Raw genomic sequence first — 19,452 nt, forward strand, 5'->3', positions numbered from 1 at the left:
AGGCGTTCGGCGGCGGTGCGCAAGGTCCCCGACTGCGGGGGCCGGCCCTCGCGGACGACGGCGCCCTCCGAGCGCGGGAAGAACTCGTACCAGGAACCGAACAGCGCCCGCTCCCGCTCCACCAGCAGCGGCAACGGGGCGCTCTCGGTGAGGCGTTCGCGCAGCGGATGGGCGGACAACAGTGTGCGCACCTGCGGCGCCGTGGCCGCCGCCAGCCGGTCCAGCGGGCTGCGGGAGTCGTCGCGCAGCACGCCGAGCGCCGTGGCCAGGGTGGAGCGCGCCGCCTCGTCGGGTGCCTGGGCAAGGGCCCGGTCGAAGAGCCCGATCCCTTCCTCCAGGGTGACCCCGGTGTCCACGTCGGCCTGCACCTTGATCACCGCGTCGCGCTGCCAGGCGGCCATGGGGTCGGTCCAGGCCTCGACGGTGAAGCTCCAGCGGCCGATCGCGTCCGGGGTGACGTCGGCGGCCCACCGGTCGGTGCCGGGGGCCAGCTCCCGCATGGTCCGGCGTCGCGTGGTGCGGCCGTCGGGCGCGTGCAGGAGCGCCGCGGCGCCGACCACGCGGGAGCCCTCGACGAACACCCGGGCCGTGATCTCCACGGCCTCGCCGACGACGGCCTTCGCCGGGCGCAGGCCCCGGTGGACACACGGGCGCACATCCTCGATGGGGACGCGGACGTGACTGGGGTCCACCGACATGCTCTCCACCTCCGGGCTCGTGCGGTGTGCGCTGATCGTCTGGGGTTCGTTCGCTGCGGCTTCGGTCCTCGCGTCACCGGCTCCCGGGCGCGGGGGCACGGCCGGCGGGATCGGGGCGCGGCGGGCGCTCCGCGGCTTCGGCCGCCTCCCGGCCGCAGCGGGCGCTCGTCACGGCGCACAGCGCGGCCACGGCGTCCTCGAACCGTGCCCGCACCGCGGGGTCGCCGGGGGCGGCGAGGAAGCGGCGCTGCCAGGCGCGGTAACTCACCAGTTGCCGATCGACGTCTTCTGTGGCGCGCTTCGGTCGCATCGCACCTCGACCTCCTGGACCTCCGTGACGGCGGGCCCGGGCGGCCCGCAGGTCGTTCACGCAGGGGAAGCGACCCATCACAGTGGGTTCGTTCCTCCCTTCATGGTGCGAGGTGAAGCGCGCCCCGTCCTGTTGAACGCAGCGCAGCCGGCCGATCACTCTCGTGTTGCACGAATGGAGTAGAGGGCCGAGGCTGGTTCCTGACTCTCAAGCGATCACCGCTCACGCTCCGTGCGCATGACTCCGTCGAAGCGGCGGGGCGCGAGCTCCGCGGCGAGGAGCAAAGAACGATGAACCACCACGCAGTGCCCCGCTACTACCACATCGACGTGGACCTGGTGCCCGAGCGCGTCGGTCAGGTGAGGCGCATCTTGGCCGCCCATCTGCGGTACTGGGGTCTTGAACAGCACGTGCCGGACGTGTCGCGCGGACTCGGTCTCCTTCTGGAGCCGGCGGCACGCAACACCTGCGCGGTACGGACCGCGATCGAGACATGGTGGACCGGACAGCACCTGATCACCGCGGTCTCGCACGGCGCTCCGGCCGCTGCCGGCGAGCACCGCGCCGAGCCGCACCACCTGAGCCAGATCGCGGCGCTCAGCGACGGGTGGGGCAGCTGCACCGCCGCGGACCAGCACATCGTCTGGTTCTCGCTGCGCAGCCGTACGGAGCTTCGCGAACCCCTGGTCCCCAAACGCCCGGGACCCATCACGATCGAGGCGCGGCCCCTGCCCCGCGCCGTCGCACAGCCGGTCGGCGTGGGCGCGCCGGAGCACGTCGGCCCCCTCGAGGTCGCCGAGCCTGCCTGACCGAACGTGCGCGGCGGGTGCGCTCCCGAAAGGGCGCGCACCCGCCGCATGCCCGATGGTCGAGATCAGGTGACGACGACGGGAGAGATTGTGCGCGTGTGGACCGGCCGACCCTTCCCCCTCGGCGCCACGTACGACGGCGACGGAACCAACTTCGCCCTGTTCAGCGAGGTGGCGGAGCAGGTCGATCTCATCCTGCTGGACGCGGACGGCGCCGAACGGGCCATCACGCTCACGGAGGCCGACGGCGCGGTGTGGCACGGCTACCTGCCCGACGTCGGGCCGGGCCGGCGCTACGGCTACCGGGTGCACGGCCCGTGGATGCCCGCCGCCGGGCACCGCTGCGACCCGAGGAAGTTCCTCCTCGATCCCTACGCACGGGCGATCCACGACCTGCGCGACGACGACGTGCCGCCGGGGGACACGCCCGCGGGGCGCCGGGCGGGCTCCCGCGACAGGGCCGGGCCCGCCGCCCTGTGCGGGGTGGTCGTCGATCCGGCCTTCGACTGGACCGGAGACAGCCCGCCCGCGCACGCCTACTCCGACTCCGTCATCTACGAGACGCACGTACGCGGACTGAGCCGCACGCATCCAGGCGTGCCCGAAGAGCTCCGCGGCACCTACGCGGGCCTGGCCGCACCGGCCGTCATCGACCACCTGACCTCCTTGAACGTCACCGCGGTCGAACTGATGCCGGTCCACCAGTACGTCCAGGACGGCTTCCTGCTCGACCAAGGGCTGTCCAACTACTGGGGCTACAACACGATCGGGTTCTTCGCCCCGCATCACACCTACGCGGCGCACGGAACGCTGGGGCAACAGGTCACCGAGTTCAAGTCCATGGTCAAGGCCCTGCACGCGGCCGGTCTCGAGGTGATCCTCGACGTCGTGTACAACCACACCGCGGAGGGCAACGAGAACGGCCCCACCCTCTCCTTCCGCGGCATCGACAACGCCTCCTACTACCGGCTGTCCGACGACGACTTCAGCCGCTACTACGACACCACGGGCACCGGCAACAGCCTCCTGATGCGCCACCCCAACGTCCTTCAGCTGCTGATGGATTCCCTGCGCTACTGGGTCACCGAGTGCCACGTCGACGGCTTCCGCTTCGACCTGGCCGCCACCCTCGCCCGGCAGTTCCACGAGGTGGACCGGCTATCGGCGTTCTTCGACCTGATCCAGCAGGACCCCGTGATCAGCCGCGTCAAACTCATCGCCGAGCCGTGGGACCTCGGCGACGGCGGCTATCAGGTGGGCAACTTCCCCCCGCTGTGGTCGGAGTGGAACGGCAAGTACCGCGACTGCGTCAGGGACTTCTGGCGCGCAGGAGAGGGAACGCTCGCCGAGTTCGCCTCACGCCTGACCGGATCCGCCGACCTCTACCAGCACGACCGGCGCCGCCCGCGCGCCAGCGTCAACTTCATCACCGCCCACGACGGGTTCACCCTGCGCGATCTGGTCTCCTACGACACCAAGCACAACGAGGCCAACGGCGAGGGAAACCGGGACGGCGAGAGCGACAACCGCTCCTGGAACAGCGGCGCCGAAGGCCCCACCCGCGATCCGCAGGTACGCGCCCTGCGCGCACGGCAGCAGCGCAACTTCCTGGCGACGCTGATGCTGTCCCAGGGCATCCCGATGCTCGGCCACGGCGATGAACTGGGCCGCACCCAGCTCGGCAACAACAACGCGTACTGCCAGGACAACGAGACGACGTGGATCGACTGGGACCTCGACGAGGAACGCGCGGACCTGCTGGACTTCACCCGCCGGGTGGTGGCGCTGCGTACCGAACACCCCATCCTGCGCCGCCGCCGCTTCTTTCGGGGCGACGTCCTCCGGCAGCGGGGCGAGCCGCTGCCGGACCTGGTCTGGCTGCGCCCGGACGCCGCGGAGATGACCACACCGGACTGGGACCGGCCCGACGCGCACGCGGTCGCCGTCTTCCTCAACGGCGACGCCATCACCGAACCGGACCGCGTCGGCCAGAGCGTCGTGGACGACTCGTTCCTCGTCCTGTTCAACTGCTACTGGGAGACGATGGAGTTCCGCCTCCCCGACGCCACCTACGGAGCGTGCTGGACGACCCTGCTCGACACGTCCGAACCCGGCGGCGGCCCCCCGGACGAGACCGAACACAAGGCCGACACGACCCTGAGCGTGGAGCCGCGCTCCCTGGTCGTCCTGTCCCGTCCCCCGGACAGCTGACGGGGCGGGTCAGCGCTGCTCCAAGTCCACTTCGAGCTCGTCCGTCTCGGTCCAAAAACCCTCGTCCGCGTCCTGGAGGCGGGACGCGGCGTGCTTCATGTGGCGGCGGACGGCGCTGCGGGCCGCGTCCTCGTCGCCTGCCTCGATGGCCGCCAGGATCGCGTGGTGCTCCACCCGCACCGCCTCGATGAAGTCGTTGCGCCGCGCCTCGTTGGCCCGGGTGACGCGGATGCCGCCGCGCATGACCTCGCCCAAGTACCGCACGGTGGAGACCATCACCGCGTTGCCGGTCGACTCGGCGATCGACTGGTGGAACGCCAGGTCCTCGTCCACGCCGTCGCCGCCGGCCGCGACCGCCTTGTCGATCGCGGCCAGGGACTGCCGCATCCGGGTGACGTCGTCCGGTGTGGCACGGGTGGCCGCCAGCGAGGCCGCCTCGCCCTCCATGGCGCGGCGGACCTCCACGATCTGCATGACCTTGGACTTGGTGCCGGAGGCCTCGGCCTCCAGGTCCAGCGGCCGGGTGCGCCGGGGCATGACGAACACGCCCCGGCCCTGGCGCGGTTCGACCAGGCCCGCGTTGCGAAGCCGGGAGACGGCCTCGCGGATCACGGTGCGGCTGACGCCCAGCTGCTTGACCAACTCGACCTCGGTCGGCAGCTTGTCGCCCGCGGCCAGACGGCCCGACTCGATCTCCTCCGAGAGGATCGCGGCGACCCGGTCCGCGAGCCGTATGGGGCCACTCACCTTGGAGAACATGCTCGTCAGTCTATCCGTCAGGGCCTGATCGCCCCGGCTGCGGGCAGCCCCGCGGCCGCGACGGCTTCGGGGTGGTCCTCGGCGTACGCGCGGACGACCGACTCGAAGGTCGCGTCCGGTCGCAGGCCGAGCGCCGTGGCGCGCGCGTTGTCGAAGGCGGCCGGCCACGAGCCGACGATGGCCTCGACGGCCGGATCGGGCGTCACCGTCACCAGGTCGGCGACGGCATCGCCGGCCACCCGGCGCAGCGTGTCCAGCATCTCGGCGACCGTGACCGTCAGCGCCGGCAGGTTCACCGGTAGACCGCCCGCCAGCTGTCCGGGGCCGCTGCCGCGCTCGGCCTCGGCGATGCGCAGGATGCCCTCGACGGTGCGCCGCGGCGAGGCCAGGGCGACCCGCAGGCCGGGGCTGACCGGGCAGGTGGCCGGCAGGCCCGCGAGCGGCTCGCGGATGATGCCGGACAGGAAACCGGAGGCGGCCGCGTTGGGCTTGCCCGGCCGCACCGAGACCGTCATCAGCCGCGCCACGCGTCCGTCGACGAAGCCCCGGCGGGTGTACTCGGCGACCAGCTGTTCGCAGATGCGCTTCTGCACGCCGTAGCTGGACTGCGGCGTGGGCAGCGTCGACTCGCCGACCACCTCCGGCAGCGGCAGCGCGGCATCGGAGCCGTAGACCGCGACGCTGCTGGAGAACACCACCCGGGGGGTCGGTCCACCGGCCGCCGTCTGCGCGCGGGCGGCATCGAGCAGCGCGCGGGTGGTGTCCAGGTTGGCGCCCATGCCCAGGTCGAAGTCGGCCTCGCACTCGGAGGAGACCGCCGCCGCCAGGTGGATCAGGACGTCCACCGGCTGCGCGAAGATCTCGTCGAGGCGCTCGCTCAGATCACCTTGTACGACGTCCACCAGCGGGTCGGCGGCCACCGGCGACCCGGCGGGAACGAACCGGTCGGCGAGCACCAGCCGGCCGATGGGCGCACCGCACAGGGTCCGCCGCTCGAGCAGGGCGTCGGCGACCTTGCGTCCCAGGAAGCCGAAGCCACCGGTGATGACGATCCTCATGTGCGTTCTCCTCGGTAGTTCTTGAGCCAGCCGAGCCCCTCGCTCGTACCGGCCCGGGGGATGTACTCGCAGCCGATCCACCCCTCGAAGCCCAGCTCGTCGACGACGTCGAACAGGTGGCGGACGTCGAGTTCGCCCCGGTCGGGTTCGTGGCGGTCGGGCACGCCCGCGATCTGCAGATGGCCGACGCGGCCGGTGGGCAGGTCGCGGCGCAGCGTCGTGGTGAGGTCGCCCTCCACGATCTGGCAGTGGTACAGGTCCAGTTGCACCTTGAGATTGGCCGCACCCACCTCCTGCACGATCGCATGTGCCTCGGCCTGCCGGTGCAGGAAGTAGCCCGGCATGTCACGGCCGTTGATCGGCTCGATCAGCAGATCGACGCCCGCGGCGGCCGCCTGCTCGGCGGCCCAGGCCAGGTTGCCCAGATAGGTGGCGCGGTGCGCGGCCTGCTGGGCGGACGCCGCCTGCGGCGGCAGCAGACCGGCCATCACGTGCACCTGACCGCAGCCGAGCGCCGCGGCGTACTCCAGCGCCCGCTCGATCCCGGAGCGCAGCTCGCCCTCGCGGCCGGGCAGCGAGGCGATGCCCCGCTCGCCGGACTCCCAGGCGCCGGGAGGCGCGTTGAAAAGGACCTGCCGCAGGCCGTGCTCGTCGAGCCGGCGGCGCAGCTCGGCGGCGTCGTAGGCGTAGGGGAAGAGGTACTCGACGGCCTCGAAGCCGTCCGCCGACGCCGCGGCGAACCGGTCGAGGAAGTCGACTTCCGTGTACATCATGGACAGGTTCGCGGCGAACCTCGGCATGTGTGCTCCTGTGGTGGGGCCGGGACCGGACCCGGTCAACGGTTGACGACGGCCTTCTTGGTGGTCAGCACGGCTCCCGCGCCGATGACCAGGCTCAGGGCCAGGACGTACATCGGGATGGAGGTCGATCCTGTGGCGTCCTTGAGCCCGCCGATCATGTACGGGCTGACGAAGCCGGCCAGGTTGCCCACCGAGTTGATCAGGGCGAGTCCGGCCGCCGCGGCGGTGCCGCCGAGGAACGCGGTGGGCAGCGACCAGAACAGCGGGGCGCAGGTCAGCACGCCGGCCGCGGCGAAGGACAGGGCGATCAAAGACAGCACGGTCGATCCGCTCCAGCTCGCGGCCAGGGAGAAGCCGACGGCGCCCATGAGGCTGGGGACGACCAGGTGCCAGCGGCGCTCGCGGCGCTTGTCCGCGGAGCGTCCGAACAGGTTCATGGCGATCAGCGCGGCGACGAACGGCACGGCGCTGAGCACGCCGATGGTCAGGGTGTCGTCGATGCCGGTGGACTTGACGAAGGTGGGCATCCAGAAGGTCAGGGCGTACTGGCCCATCACGAAGCAGAAGTAGATGAGGCACATCAGCCACACCTTGGCGTCGCGGAAGCCGTCCCACACCCGGCCGTGCTTCTGGTGCGCGGTGTCCTTGGCGATCGCCGCCTCGACGATGTCCTTCTCCTCGTCGGAGAGCCACTTGGCGCTGCGCACGTTGTTGTCGAGGTAGAACAGCGTGGCCACACCGATGAGGAGCGCCGGGATCGCTTCGAGGAGGAACATCCACTGCCAGCCCTGCCACCCGTTGACCCCCTGGAAGGTGTCCATGATCCAGCCGGAGAGCGGGTTGCCGAAGATGCCGGCCACGGGGATCGCCGACATGAACATCGCGATGACGCGGGCCCTGCGGTGGGAGGGGAACCAGTAGGTGCAGTAGAGGATCACACCCGGGTAGAAGCCGGCCTCCGCCGCGCCGAGCAGGAAGCGCAGCACGTAGAACATGGTCTCGTTCGTGACGAGCGAGAACGCCGCCGAGACGAGCCCCCAGGTGATCATGATGCGGGCGATCCAGGTGCGCGCGCCGATGCGCTGCAGCATCAGGTTCGACGGGACCTCGAAGAGGAAGTAGCCGATGAAGAACAGACCGGCGCCGAGGCCGTACGCCGCCTCGCTCAGACCCAGGTCGTCGGACATCTGCAGCTTCGCGAAGCCGACGTTGACGCGGTCCAGGTAGGAGAAGACGTAACAGAGGATCAGGAAGGGGACGATGCGCAGAACGACCTTGCGGAACACGGCGTTCTCACGGACGAGGTCGGGGGTCTCGGCCGTCTCTGTGGACGTGGACATGCGGAATCCTTACTGCGGCTCAGGGGATTCTCCGACGGGCGGTGCGCGATCACCAAGAGGCGCCGAACACGGCCTTGAGTTCGTCGAGAGCGGGGGAGGGGAGCGGCTCGGGGCGACGGTCGGTCAGGAGCCAGAGGCGTGCCGTTTCCTCGAGTTCTTCGAGGACGGCGAGAGCGGATGCGGCGTCCGGGCCCCAGACGACTGGGCCCAGACGGTCGAGCAGTACGGCCCTGATCGGTGTGCGTCCCGCGGCACGATCAGCGATACGGCCGGTCACCAGGTCGGCCACGAGGGGATCGCCGGGCCGGTGGTAGGGGATGAGCGGGACGTGTCCGACCTTCATGACGTAGTACGGAGTCAGGGGCGGCAGCACGTCGTCCTGCCTCCACACGCCGGCCAGGGTGAGCGCGACCAGGTGCGTGGAGTGGGTGTGGACGACGAACCGTGCCGTGGGGTCGGCGGCACAGATACGCCGGTGCAGGGTGAGGGTCTTGCTGGCGCGATCACCCGCGATCTGCTCGCCCCCGGCATCGACCAGGGCCAGGCGCTCGGGGTCCAGGAAGCCCAGGGCTGCATCGGTGGGCGTGATGAGGTGGGAGTCGCCGACGCGGGCACTGATGTTCCCGGCGCTGGCGTGGACGTAGCCGCGGGCGAAGAGGCTGGTGCCCACCCGGACGATCTCGGCGCGCGCGGCGGCCACGTCGTCCGCGTCATGTGCGGCCGGACCGGGGAGCGGGCTCATGCGGACTCCCCGTCGAGGTGCCCGAAGGCGGCGGTGAAGAAGTCGGGTCCGCCGAAGTTGCCGGACTTCAGCGTGATGTGGAGCGTGTCCCCGCCGGGGAGGGCCGCCGCGCACCAGGGCACACCGGGGTCGATCTGCGGCCCGATGCGCAGGCCCGTCAGGCCCAGCGCCTGGACGACCGCGCCGGAGGTCTCGCCACCGGCGACGACGAGCTGACGTACACCCGCCTCCACGAGCCCCTGGGCGACGCGGGCCAGGGTCTGCTCGACGAGCTCACCGGCCTCGGCGACACCGAGACGGCCCTGGACGTCCTTGACCGCGTCCGGCGACTCGGTGGAGTAGACGAGCACCGGACCCTCGGCCAGGTGCGCGGCGGCGAAGGCCAGCGCCTGCCCGGCCACGTCCTGACCGTCCGCGATCCGCAGCGGGTCCACGCTGAACGCGGGCCGGCCGCCGCGCAGGAACGCCTGGACCTGACCGTTGGTGGCCGTGGACACCGACCCGGAGACGACGGCCCGATGACCCGCGGGCGGGGGCAGCCGGGCCGCGGCAGCAGAGGGCTCGAAGCCCCAGTTGGCGGGCAGACCGATGGCCAGACCCGACCCTGCGGTCACCAGCGGAAGCCCCTTGACCGCCGTGCCAAGGCGTACGAGATCGTCGTTGGAGACGGCGTCGACGATCGCGGCGCCGATGCCCTCCTCGCGCAGCGCGTCGACGCGCTCCTTGATGGCCTGGGCACCGGCGGCGACCACGGTGTGGTCGATGAGACCGACCGGGCGCGCGGTCTGCGCGCCGAGCACCGAGACCAGGTTGGAGTCGGTCATCGGCGTCAGCGGGTGATGGCGCATGCCGCTCTCGCTGAGCAGGACGTCGCCGACGAAGAGGTGCCCCTTGAACACGGTGCGCCCGTTGTCGGGGAACGCCGGGGTCGCGACCGTGAAATCGGTGCCCAGCGCGTCCATCAGGGCCTCGGTGACGGGGCCGATGTTGCCGGCCCGCGTCGAGTCGAAGGTCGAGCAGTACTTGAAGTAGATCTGCTCCGCGCCCGCCGAACGCAGCCACTCGAGCGCCCGCAGTGAGGCTTCGACGGCTTCGGAGGCCGGGGTGGTGCGCGACTTGAGGGCGATGACGACGGCATCCGCGTCGAGCGGACCCTCAACGCCGGTCCGCGGTACGTCGATCAGCTGGATGACGCGCATGCCCGCGCGCACCAGATTGTTGGCAAGGTCCGTGGCGCCGGTGAAGTCATCGGCGATGCAACCGAGTCGGATTCCCATCTCAGCCCTCCGACTGCTCTGTCTGGTGGGGCAGTTCGATCCCCGGGAAGATCTTGATCACCGCGCTGTCGTCCTCGCCGCCCAGACCGGACGCCGACGCCTGGAGGAACATCTGGTGGGCGGTGGCCGCCAGCGGGAGGGGGAACTTCTCCGGCCGGGCCGCGTCCAGCACTAGACCCAGGTCCTTGACGAAGATGTCGACCGCGGACAGCGGCGTGTAGTCCCCGGCCAGTACGTGCGCCATGCGGTTCTCGAACATCCACGAGTTGCCGGCGCTGTGCGTGATCACTTCGTAGAGCGCATCGGCGGGTACGCCCGCCTTGATGCCAAGGGCCATCGCCTCGGCCGCCGCGGCGATGTGCACCCCCGCGAGCAGCTGATTGACGACCTTGACCTTGGAGCCGATCCCGGCCTCGTCGCCCAGGCGGTAGACCGTGCTGCTCATGGCTTCGAGCACCGGATCGGCGATGGCGTACGCGGTGGGGGCGCCCGAGGTCATCATGGTGAGCTCGCCGCCGGCCGCGCGTGCGGCGCCCCCGGAGATGGGGGCGTCCAGGTAGAGCACGCCCCGCTCGGCCAGGCGCCGTTCGAGCTCGGCGGACCAGGTGGGGTCGGCCGTGGAGCACATGACGTAGACGGAGCCCGGATGCAGCCGCTCGGCCGCGCCGCCGGGCCCGAACAGCACCGACTCGACCTGCGCCGCGTTGACCACGACGCCGACCAGGACGTCGACCGAGGCCGCCAGTTCACCGGCGGAGGCGAAGGCGCTGCCGCCCTCCTCGGCGAAGGCCGAGGCCACATCGGGGCGCAGATCGTGGACCCCCACATCGAAGCCCGCGTTCCGCAGACTGCGCGCCATGCCGAGCCCCATGGCCCCCAGCCCCACCACGCCTACGCGCGGCCGTGTCGGCCTGTCCTGGTCGTTCATGCCCATCCTCGTCTCGCTGTGCCGTGCCGTCCGGGGTGCGGCCCGGGGTGCGGTCCGGCTCTGAATCCGTGCGGCGATCGGGTCATATGATGACCTGAGGATGTGGGATGGCGCACTGTGATGCCGGTCACATGGTGATGGGATGGGGTGGCGGGTGCCGGGGGGTGGGGTGTGAGGTGAGGGGCCGGGTCGGGAGCTGCTGGGTCATGAGCGCAGAAGTGCCCCTGCACGGCTGGTTCTTGATGCTGCGTCAGGCATGGGCGGTGCCCCGACGGCCGGTGCGGGGACGCCGCCCGGCGCCTGACGTACGCGCGATGTGCGGCCACGGCCCGCACGGCGTGCCTGCGGCTGTGAACCTGCGGTCATGGATGCGCACGGGCGCGCGGGCCCTCCTTCGCTGTGCGGGTGCGCCGACCCAGGACGCTCAGGCGTGTGCCAGTCCCATGCCGGCGAACCACCGGACCGCCACGGCGGCGACCTCGTCCAAGGCCTCGGGCTCCTCGAACAGATGCGCGGCATCAGGGATCACGCGCAGTCGGCTGAGGGTGCGCAGCTGGTTGGCCGTTGCCCGGTTGAGCCGCAGCGTCTCCCTGTCGCGCCCGCCCGCGAGCAGCAGCACCGGCGCGCACACCTGGCTGAGCACCTCGTCATCGGCCAGGTCGGGGCGGCCGCCGGGGCAGACCACCGTGTCCACCAGGCCGGGCCGGGCGGCCGCGGCACCGAGCGCCGCCGCCGCTCCCGTGCTCGCGCCGAACAGGCCGAGCGGCAGATCGGCGGTGCGGGCGGCGAGCCAGTCCACGGACGCGATCAACCGGCGGGTCAGCAGATCGATGTCGCAGCGGTGCCGCCCGGTTGCCCAGTCGGCGGCCTCTTCGTCGGCGGTGAGCAGGTCGATGAGCAGGGTTCCGAGTGCGGCGTCGTTCAGGGTGTCGGCCACGGCCCGGTCGCGGGGGCTGTGGCGGGAGTTGTCGCTGCCATGGGCGAGGATCGCGACGCCGAACGCCGTGTCCGGCACGGTCAGTTCACCGAGGAGAGCCCCCTCGCCATTGGGCACGGTGACGGTCTCGGACAGCATGGGACCTCCGGATTCCGGGGACGGGTGAACGCCGGGTACCCCGCGCGGTCTTCACTACGCGGCCGCGTCACGGCAGTGGTCAGGGAGAGGCCTGGGCGCGATCGTGCGGGGCCCCGAGAGTCCTCCCGCCCCGCGACCGCACCGCTCGCCCGTCCGCTTCCGGGCCGGGGGTGCGTCGGCCCCGGGCGAGGGCCCGGCCCCCGGCCGCGTACCACTGCCGCCCGAGCAGCACGGCCAGGGCGATGCCGACCACGTCCCCGCCGTAGTACATGACGTACGACGCGAGGTGCAGGTCGGCCGCGGCATAGGAGGTGCCGGGCGGGCCCGTGGCGTACAGCGACTTGGCCAGGATGCCGTGCGCCGCCGACGCGGCCAGCAGGGCTCCGCCCCGCAGCGCGTACCCGGCACGGTGACGCAGCGGGTCCAGGGCCAGGACCGCGAAGGCGAACAGCACGCCCGAGGCCAGCAGATGCACGCTGACAAGTGCGTGCAGCCAGGGCCGGTGGTGCCCGGCGGCCAGGAGAGGCGTGCGGTACACCGCCCACAGCCCCGCGACGTGCAGCAGTGCGGCCGGCGGCGGCCACACGAGCAGAGCCGCCGGCCGGGACCGTACGCAGGAGAGAAGCCGTCGCCGCGGTCCCACCGGCAGCGCGCGCAGCGCCAGCGTCACGGGCCGGCCCAGTACGAAGAGCAGCGGCGCGATCATCCCGATGCCCAGATGGGTGGCCATGTGCCCGGTGAACGGCGGCCAGTCCTCCCACGGGGCGGCGAACGAGACGATGAGCACCGCGCCGCCCGCGCAGAATGCCGCGTCACGCGGGTGTGGCCAGCGGTCGCCGCGCCGGCGCAGCTGCCGGGCCGTCGCCACATAGCCCAGACAGCTCACGGCCACGACCAGCACCACGGCCGTCATCGGCGGGCCCGGACCAGCAGCAGCACGCCGGCGAGCAGGAACAGCACGGCGATCACGTTCCAGGTCCAGTCGTACGGCGCCAGATCCACGCCGTAGCGGATCTGGTGCAGCTCCAGCGCCTTGTGCTGGAAGGTGCCGTCGTACAGCTGGAAGCCGCCGAGCCCCAGACACAGGCCCGACCACCAGGCGGTGAGGTGCCGGGCGCCTCGGCGCCACAGGTCCGCGTACAGGAACAGGCCCGCCACCATCGCCAGCCAGCCGAAGGCGTGGAAGATCCCGTCGGAGACCAGACCGGCCTCGCTCGACGCCTTGTCGTAGAAGTGGTGCCAGTGCAGCAGCTGGTGGAACACCATCTCGTCGATGAACGCCGCAATCCCGACGCCGACCAGCGCCCCGGAGAGCAGGGACCGCCCCCTCACCGGTGCGCACTCCTGCGAACGGCGGGCGCCGGAGCGCACACCGGCACGGACCGTCTCCCCAACTGCGGCGCCTGCACGGCGCGTTGCTGCTCTCGGGAAAGGAACGTCATCCGGGTCTCCTCGGTATCCAGCGGCGAAAACGGGAAGGACGAGCGGGAAAGCGAGGCGCCGAGTACCCGCGAAGCGGAATGCCAGACCGTCGCTTTCACGCCGCTGCGCCGCCCGGCCAGCGAAACGGCGCCCTGCCCTCATCGACCGCGGGCTCACCCGCTTGCGCGCACGAATCGGCCAGCCAAACGTGCTGCTCGTAGGGCCATTGCGTACGGTGAAAGCCCCCCGCAAGGCCATGAAGGCCATGAACGGAGCCCTCGTGACACGTGCCGCCCTGTTCGACGTCGACGGAACGCTCGTCGACACCAACTACCTGCATGTCACGGCCTGGTGGGAGGCGTTTCGGCAGGCCGGCCACCAGGTGCCGATGCGTGCCGTGCACCATGCCATCGGCCTGGGCGGCACCGACCTGATCGGGCACGTCCTCGGTGAAGACCGCGACACGGACCAGGACGCGGCCATCAGCGCCGCGCACAAGACGCTCTACGGCACGCACTTCGACCGGCTGGAAGCCTTCGACGACGCCGGACGCCTGCTGCGTGCCCTGGCGGGGGAGGGGTGGACCGTCGTCCTTGTCACCTCCGCGGGCGGCGCCGAACTCGGCGCGCTGCGCGCCGCCGTCGACGCGGACGACGTCATCGCCGCGACGGCCAGCGCCGACGACGTCGACGAGGGCAAACCCGCTCCGGAACCCGTCGCCCACGCCCTCGACCTGGTCGGTGCGAACGCGCGCGACAGCGTGCTCGTCGGCGACTCGGTCTGGGACATGAAATCCGCACGGCGCGCGGGCGTCACACCGCTGGCCGTCCTCAGCGGCGGCATCCCCGGCGAGGACCTCACCCGAGCCGGAGCGGCAAAGGTGTACGACGACACCGCCCACCTGCTGTCCTCGCTCGCGAGCAGTGTGTTCACGCGCCAGGAAGGCGACGGCTGACTCCGTCTTGATCGTTTTTTGAGCGGCGCATAGGGTCCCATGCCCATGGAGATGGGGGAGCCGGAGCGCGGTGGCAGGCGTCGGCGTGTCCGGCCGGCCCGGCAGCGCGCGATGGCGGCTCTGCTGGCCGCGACAGCGGGGCCGGCCGTTCTGGGCTGGCTGCTCGTCTTCCTGCCGGGTGTGGTGGTCGACCACGATCTCGCCGGGGCGAGCGTCGCTGCGCAGGATCGGCTCAAAGCGGTGAACGACGTCCGTACGACACTGCTTCAGGCCGTGGGCGGCATGGTCGTGCTGTTCGGCGCGTACGCCACCTGGCGGCAACTGCGCGTCAGCCAGGACGGGTTGCGTGCCACCCAGGAGGGCCATGTCACCGACCGGTTCAGCACGGCCGTCGATCAACTCGGCAGCGACAAGCTGCAGACACGGATCGGCGGGCTCCACGCCCTGTGGCGGATCGCGGAGTACTCCGCCCGCGACCGCGAGGCCGTCGTCTCCATCCAGGCCGCCTACCTGCGGACACATCTGCCCTGGCCACCTGCCGGGCCGGAGTCTCCGGCAAGGGACGTGCCCATCAACGACGTCGTGCCGCTGGAGGTCCGTGCCGCCGACGCCCAGGTGGCGCTGACCGGGCTCGGGGTGTTGTTGCAGCAGCCCCGGGAGCAGTCCTGGGTCAACCTCAGTGTCACGGATCTGCGCCGGGCCGACTGCGACGGGCTGTGGCTGCACGAGGTCAACCTCGACCGCGCCTGCATGGAGGCGGCAGGTCTCTACCACGCCAACCTGACGCAGGCGTCCCTCGTCGCGGTCAACCTACGGCACGCCGACCTCACGACGGCGATCCTGCGCCGGGCACGCTGCGTACTGGCCGACCTGCGAGGCGCACAGTTGACCGAAACGGACATGCGTGACGCGGACTTCACCGAGGCCGACCTGCGTGAGGCGAGTCTGCGCAAGGCCGATGCGGGCGGCGCCGTGTTCCGCCGTGCCGACCTGCGCCTGGCCGACCTGCGGGGCTCCGATCTGAGCACGGCCGACCTGCTCCAGGCGCGTCTGACCGGGGCGCTGGCCAGCGAGCGCACGCGATGGCCGGCCGGCTTCGACCACGCGGCCGCCGGCGTCGTGGACACCGAGGACCCCGGCCCCGAACCAGCGCCCCTGCTCCAGCCCCCAGGGGTCACGACGCAGCACCCGCCCCTGCGTTCGGTGCAGTGACCGCGGGGCGCGGGAGACCTGCTAGGTGGCCGCAGCCCCGGATCGTGCCACGTCCGCGGGAACACTCCGAGAGCGATCCGTCAGCGCCCCCTGCGGGCGTTGAGCCGGGCGGCCCGGCGGGTCAGGTGGTCGCGTTCGGCGAGGTTGGGGGCCTTCTGGGCCGCCTCGGCGTACAGCCGTGCCGCCGTCGCCAGGTCGCCGTCGCGCTCGTGGAGGTACGCCGCCACCGCGGTGTGGCGGGGCAGGGAGTCGTCCAGCTTCGCGAGCGCCGACAGGCCGGCGCGCGGTCCGTCCGCCTCGCCCACGGCCACCGCGCGGTTGAGCCGGACGACCGGGCTGTCGGTCAGGCGCGCGAGCTCGTCGTACCACTCGACGATCTGCACCCAGTCGGTCTCCTCGGCGGTGGGCGCATCACAGTGCAGTGCCGCGATGGCGGCCTGGGCCTGGAACTCGCCGAGGCGGTCGCGGGCCAGGGCCGACTGCAGGATTCCGATGCCCTCGGCGATCGACCGGGTGTCCCACCGGCCGCGGTCCTGCTCGGCCAGCGGCACCAGGCCGCCGTCGGAGGCGATGCGGGCGGCGCGCCGGGCGTGGTGGAGCAGCATGAGGGCGAGCAGCCCCGCCACTTCGGGGTGGTCGATCGCGGCCGAGAGCTGCCGGGTGAGCCGGATGGCCTCGGCGGCGAGGTCGACGTCCCCGGAGTAGCCCTCGTTGAAGACCAGGTAGAGGACGCGCAGCACGGTGGCGACGTCGCCGGTCCTGTCGAACCGCACGCCGGAGACGGTGCGCTTGGCCCGGCTGATGCGCTGCGCCATGGTCGCCTCGGGCACCAGGTAGGCCTGGGCGATGTGCCGGGTGGTGAGACCGCCGACCGCGCGGAGCGTGAGCGCGACCGCGGACGATGGCGTCAGGGACGGGTGGGCGCACAGGAAGTACAGCTGGAGCGTGTCGTCCACCGTCGGCGCGGGCCCGGGCGCCGGCTCCTCGTCGACGAGATCCTCACGCCGACGGCGAGCGGTGTCCGCACGGGCGGCATCGAGGAACCGGCGCCAGGCGACGGTGACCATCCAGCCCTTCGGATCCCGCGGCGGGTCGGCGGGCCAGACGCGGATGGCCTCGACCAGCGCGTCCTGCACGGCGTCCTCGGCCGCCGCGAAGTCTGCTCCGCGGCGGACGAGGACCCCGAGCACGCTCGGCGTGAGGCTCCTGAGCAGGGCCTCGTCCATCGCAGAGGTCACTCCGTGATGGTGTGCGCCGCGGACAGGAACGGACGCAGCTCGAGCCACTCGTGGATGGGCTTTCCGCCCGCCCCCGGGGCGGCCGACAGCTCCCCGGCCAGCTCGACGGCACGCTCGTAGCTGTCGACGTCGATCACCATCCAGCCGGCGATGACGTCCTTGGTCTCGGCGAACGGGCCGTCGGTGACCGGCGGGCGCCCTTCGCCGTCGTACCGGACGAACGTCCCCTCGAAGGCCAGTGCCTGGCTGTCGACGAACTCACCGCTCTGCTCGAGCCGGTTCGCGAAGTCGTTCATGTACTGCACGTGCGCCGAGATCTCCTCGGGCGTCCACTGGTCCATCGGCACGTCGTTGACCGCTGCCGGGGCGCCACGGTAGTGCTTGAGCAGCAAGTACTTGGCCATGGTGATTCTCCTCGGTACTGGTGCGACCCATTGTGGCCGCGTTCACTACGGGGACGGAGCCGGCCACGGTTTCTCGACATCGTCGGCAGATTTCTCTTTCGACTTTCCTTCTCGGCTGCCGGGCCGAGCCGTCAGGTCGGGAGGGGGTGCCCGCCGAGAAGGGGGTCAGACCTTCCAGGACCTGATCTGGTCGGCGACCGCGTAGACGCTGATGCGGCTCTCGCTTATCTTTCGCACGAGATCGGACAGCGCTCCGTAGGGCGGATCGATGCCCTCGCCGGACTGGTCCATGTACTGGGCGGCCACGAACGCCGCGTACAGGCTGTTGCGGTAGGGCAGGGGCTCCAGGCGCACGATGGTGTGCAGCAGGGCGGCCGCGCGCCAGGCGGCGTCCGGGTCGGAGGATTCCAGGGTCGGCAGCTTCGTCCTGTGCCGGGCGACAGCGGCGACCAGCGCGGAGTAGTCCGACACGGACATGTCCTCGGGGGCCACGGCGAACTCCTGGATGTCCAAGAGCCATGAGACGTCTACGAACAGAACCATCAGGCGGCCGCGGACCCCTCGTGACGTGCGGAGGGTGGAATCTCCTCGGGGTTGGCCGCGTCGAACTCCGCCCGCAGCCTGTCGGCCCAGGTGGAGGCGCCGGCGACGAACTTCTGACGTTCCATCTCACGGACTCCGAGGTCGTGCAGGTACTGCTTGAGGCTCTTGCCCTCGGCCGCCGCGGCCGCGCGGACACCCTTGAGCTCCTCGTCGGTGAAAGTCACGTTCAGAGACGGCATATCTCCAAGGTACCAACTAGGTACCTGCCGGGGGAGTGTCTCCCCCGTCCGCAGCCGAATCGGGCTGCGCCAGCAAGGGGAACAGCCGGGTGATGAGGGCCACCGGGCGGGCGCCGTCCGGCCGGGCCAGGGGACGCTGTTCCCGGTCCTGGTAGGGGGCGAGTGCCCGGCGGACCGTGTCCGCGACCCGGCTCATCTCCGCGGGCGTCAGGTAGGCGATGGCGCTGAAGGCCTCGTCGCGGCGCCACTCGCCCGGTGCCTGGTCGCGCTGGGCGAGCCATCGCTGCCAGCTCTCGTCCTCGAGGCCGCGCGCCAAGTCGCCGAACTGCTCCTCGGCGGGTGCGCCGGCGGGGCGGTGCTGCTTCAGGCGCCAGGGGCGCGCGCGTCCCCCGTGGTGAGGGGCTTCCTCGATGTGCCCGTGGCGGGCGAGCTGGCGGAGGTGGAACGAGCAGAGCCCCGAGCTGTGTCCCAGCCGGGCGGCGGCTTCGGTCGCCGTGACGGTGCCGACTTCGGCCAGCAGGTCCATCAGGGCCGTACGGACCTCGTGCTCGCGCAGTGCATCGCCGCTGTCGGCGCGGTCCCCGGTCGGGCCGGGGGAGGAGTCGAGGTCATCTTCAGTCACTTTGCAAAGTCTGCTACTTTGCAAAGTCCTTGGCAAGGGGGTCTTGCCCGACGCAGAAGGGGAGAGCGCGATGGCTGTTCGTCACGACCGGTCCCGTCCCGCAGACCGGCGAGTCCGGGTGCAGGGCCGGCCCGTCGACACGTATCCTGCGCAGGCGCCGGAGGCGGAACGGGGCTCGGTACGCCGGGTCACGGTGGTGGGGGAGGAGGTCCTGAGCCGCCCGTGCCGCGAGGTGACCGGGTTCGGAACCGCGGAACTGTCGGCGCTCATCGACGACATGTTCCTGACGATGTACGTGGCCGACGGTGCGGGCCTCGCCGCCAACCAGGTGGGCGTCGACCTGCGGCTGTTCGTCTACGACTGCCCGGACGACGACGGGATCCGGCACGTCGGCCACATCATCAACCCCGTCCTGGACCTGCCCGACCCGGGAAGCCGCCGCCTCGTCGACGAACCCGAGGGCTGCCTGTCCGTGCCCGGTGCCACCATGGCCGTGGCCCGCCCCGATCGGGCCGTCGTCCGCGGGCTCGACAAGGACGGCCACCCTCTCGCCATCGAGGGGACGGGCTACTTCGCCCGCTGCCTGCAGCACGAGAGCGATCACCTCGTCGGCCACACGTATCTGGACCGGCTCTCCAAGCGGGACCGCAAGGACGCCTTGCGGCAGATGGAAGACCGACGCGAGGACGTGTTCGCCCAACGCTCCCTCAAGGCGGGCAGTTTGGGGCGCTGAGACACCGCGAGGGCACGTGGTGCACAGACCCCGTACGGCTGGACCTCCCTCCGCCGTCGCGGGGCCGGCGGAGGCAG

22 protein-coding genes are annotated in these 19,452 nt (G+C 71.5%); 5 read left to right on the forward strand and 17 right to left on the reverse strand.

Annotated features, from left to right (window positions below; translation table 11 throughout):
• The coding region (locus ACZ6ZP_RS16630; RefSeq protein WP_469407292.1) for a maltotransferase domain-containing protein at positions 1–698 on the reverse strand (698 nt) is incomplete at its 3' end.
• 73 nt (positions 699–771) lie between these two features.
• Positions 772–1,008 carry a DUF5133 domain-containing protein gene (locus ACZ6ZP_RS16635; RefSeq protein WP_351166292.1) on the reverse strand — a complete coding sequence of 79 codons (237 nt, stop codon included), beginning with the start codon at positions 1,006–1,008 and terminating at the stop codon, positions 772–774.
• Positions 1,009–1,298: 290 nt separating this feature from the next.
• Here ACZ6ZP_RS16635 and ACZ6ZP_RS16640 point away from each other — a divergent pair, with 290 nt between their 5' ends.
• Complete coding sequence (locus tag ACZ6ZP_RS16640) at positions 1,299–1,817, forward strand: pep a2 (protein ID WP_351166294.1); 519 nt, start codon at positions 1,299–1,301, stop codon at positions 1,815–1,817.
• Between the two features lie 48 nt (positions 1,818–1,865).
• Positions 1,866–4,028, forward strand: a complete 2,163-nt coding sequence (glgX, locus tag ACZ6ZP_RS16645) for a glycogen debranching protein GlgX (RefSeq protein ID WP_469407295.1) — start codon at positions 1,866–1,868, stop codon at positions 4,026–4,028.
• A 9-nt stretch (positions 4,029–4,037) separates the two neighbouring features.
• On the opposite strand, the gene ACZ6ZP_RS16650 is transcribed toward glgX, so the two are convergent.
• From ACZ6ZP_RS16650 to ACZ6ZP_RS16695, 10 genes are all read right to left on the reverse strand, one after another.
• Complete coding sequence (locus ACZ6ZP_RS16650; RefSeq protein ID WP_361473681.1) at positions 4,038–4,787, reverse strand: FadR/GntR family transcriptional regulator; 750 nt, start codon at positions 4,785–4,787, stop codon at positions 4,038–4,040.
• A 17-nt stretch (positions 4,788–4,804) separates the two neighbouring features.
• A complete protein-coding gene (gene denD / locus ACZ6ZP_RS16655; RefSeq protein WP_361473678.1) occupies positions 4,805–5,845 on the reverse strand; it encodes a D-erythronate dehydrogenase in 1,041 nt (346 codons plus the stop codon).
• The gene (otnI, locus tag ACZ6ZP_RS16660; RefSeq protein WP_469407297.1) at positions 5,842–6,645 is read right to left on the reverse strand and encodes a 2-oxo-tetronate isomerase; all 804 of its coding nucleotides are present in this window, start codon (positions 6,643–6,645) and stop codon (positions 5,842–5,844) included. The genes denD and otnI overlap by 4 nt, the downstream gene beginning before the upstream one ends.
• A gap of 35 nt (positions 6,646–6,680) precedes the next feature.
• Positions 6,681–7,985, reverse strand: coding sequence for an MFS transporter (locus ACZ6ZP_RS16665; protein WP_383824870.1), 1,305 nt, complete (start codon positions 7,983–7,985; stop codon positions 6,681–6,683).
• Positions 7,986–8,034: 49 nt separating this feature from the next.
• Positions 8,035–8,727, reverse strand: coding sequence for a class II aldolase/adducin family protein (locus ACZ6ZP_RS16670; RefSeq protein WP_351166306.1), 693 nt, complete (start codon positions 8,725–8,727; stop codon positions 8,035–8,037).
• Entirely contained in the window at positions 8,724–10,004 is a 1,281-nt protein-coding gene (gene otnK / locus ACZ6ZP_RS16675) for a 3-oxo-tetronate kinase (RefSeq protein WP_469407298.1), read from the reverse strand. Before otnK ends, ACZ6ZP_RS16670 begins: the two co-directional genes overlap by 4 nt.
• 1 nt (position 10,005) lies before the next feature.
• The gene (gene ltnD, locus ACZ6ZP_RS16680; protein WP_469407299.1) at positions 10,006–10,932 is read right to left on the reverse strand and encodes an L-threonate dehydrogenase; all 927 of its coding nucleotides are present in this window, start codon (positions 10,930–10,932) and stop codon (positions 10,006–10,008) included.
• Positions 10,933–11,356: 424 nt separating this feature from the next.
• On the reverse strand, positions 11,357–12,007 hold the full coding sequence (locus ACZ6ZP_RS16685) for a dienelactone hydrolase family protein (protein ID WP_351166312.1): 651 nt from the start codon (positions 12,005–12,007) through the stop codon (positions 11,357–11,359).
• 79 nt (positions 12,008–12,086) lie between these two features.
• Positions 12,087–12,920: a cytochrome c oxidase assembly protein gene (locus ACZ6ZP_RS16690; RefSeq protein WP_469407300.1), complete on the reverse strand. Its 834-nt coding sequence runs from the start codon at positions 12,918–12,920 to the stop codon at positions 12,087–12,089.
• Entirely contained in the window at positions 12,917–13,339 is a 423-nt protein-coding gene (locus tag ACZ6ZP_RS16695; RefSeq protein WP_351166316.1) for a DUF2243 domain-containing protein, read from the reverse strand. Before ACZ6ZP_RS16695 ends, ACZ6ZP_RS16690 begins: the two co-directional genes overlap by 4 nt.
• Before the next feature lie 370 nt (positions 13,340–13,709).
• On the opposite strand from ACZ6ZP_RS16695, the gene ACZ6ZP_RS16700 reads away from it, so the two are divergent.
• On the forward strand, positions 13,710–14,384 hold the full coding sequence (locus ACZ6ZP_RS16700; RefSeq protein WP_361473658.1) for an HAD family hydrolase: 675 nt from the start codon (positions 13,710–13,712) through the stop codon (positions 14,382–14,384).
• Between the two features lie 111 nt (positions 14,385–14,495).
• Positions 14,496–15,596, forward strand: a complete 1,101-nt coding sequence (locus ACZ6ZP_RS16705) for a pentapeptide repeat-containing protein (protein ID WP_361473694.1) — start codon at positions 14,496–14,498, stop codon at positions 15,594–15,596.
• An 80-nt stretch (positions 15,597–15,676) separates the two neighbouring features.
• Here ACZ6ZP_RS16705 and ACZ6ZP_RS16710 read toward each other — a convergent pair whose 3' ends face one another.
• From ACZ6ZP_RS16710 to ACZ6ZP_RS16730, 5 genes are all read right to left on the reverse strand, one after another.
• Positions 15,677–16,822 carry an RNA polymerase sigma factor gene (locus tag ACZ6ZP_RS16710; protein ID WP_469407683.1) on the reverse strand — a complete coding sequence of 382 codons (1,146 nt, stop codon included), beginning with the start codon at positions 16,820–16,822 and terminating at the stop codon, positions 15,677–15,679.
• Between the two features lie 8 nt (positions 16,823–16,830).
• Positions 16,831–17,238, reverse strand: a complete 408-nt coding sequence (locus tag ACZ6ZP_RS16715; protein ID WP_351166322.1) for a YciI family protein — start codon at positions 17,236–17,238, stop codon at positions 16,831–16,833.
• A 165-nt stretch (positions 17,239–17,403) separates the two neighbouring features.
• Complete coding sequence (locus tag ACZ6ZP_RS16720; protein ID WP_351166324.1) at positions 17,404–17,781, reverse strand: toxin Doc; 378 nt, start codon at positions 17,779–17,781, stop codon at positions 17,404–17,406.
• Positions 17,781–18,020: a hypothetical protein gene (locus ACZ6ZP_RS16725; RefSeq protein WP_344521400.1), complete on the reverse strand. Its 240-nt coding sequence runs from the start codon at positions 18,018–18,020 to the stop codon at positions 17,781–17,783. The genes ACZ6ZP_RS16720 and ACZ6ZP_RS16725 overlap by 1 nt, the downstream gene beginning before the upstream one ends.
• Before the next feature lie 16 nt (positions 18,021–18,036).
• Entirely contained in the window at positions 18,037–18,642 is a 606-nt protein-coding gene (locus ACZ6ZP_RS16730; RefSeq protein ID WP_366464779.1) for a winged helix-turn-helix domain-containing protein, read from the reverse strand.
• Between the two features lie 70 nt (positions 18,643–18,712).
• Between ACZ6ZP_RS16730 and def the strand changes: the two genes are divergently transcribed.
• On the forward strand, positions 18,713–19,375 hold the full coding sequence (gene def, locus ACZ6ZP_RS16735) for a peptide deformylase (protein ID WP_383824850.1): 663 nt from the start codon (positions 18,713–18,715) through the stop codon (positions 19,373–19,375).
• The last annotated feature ends 77 nt before the right edge of the window (positions 19,376–19,452 follow it).

The organism is Streptomyces sp. NPDC054047 (assembly GCF_055585065.1).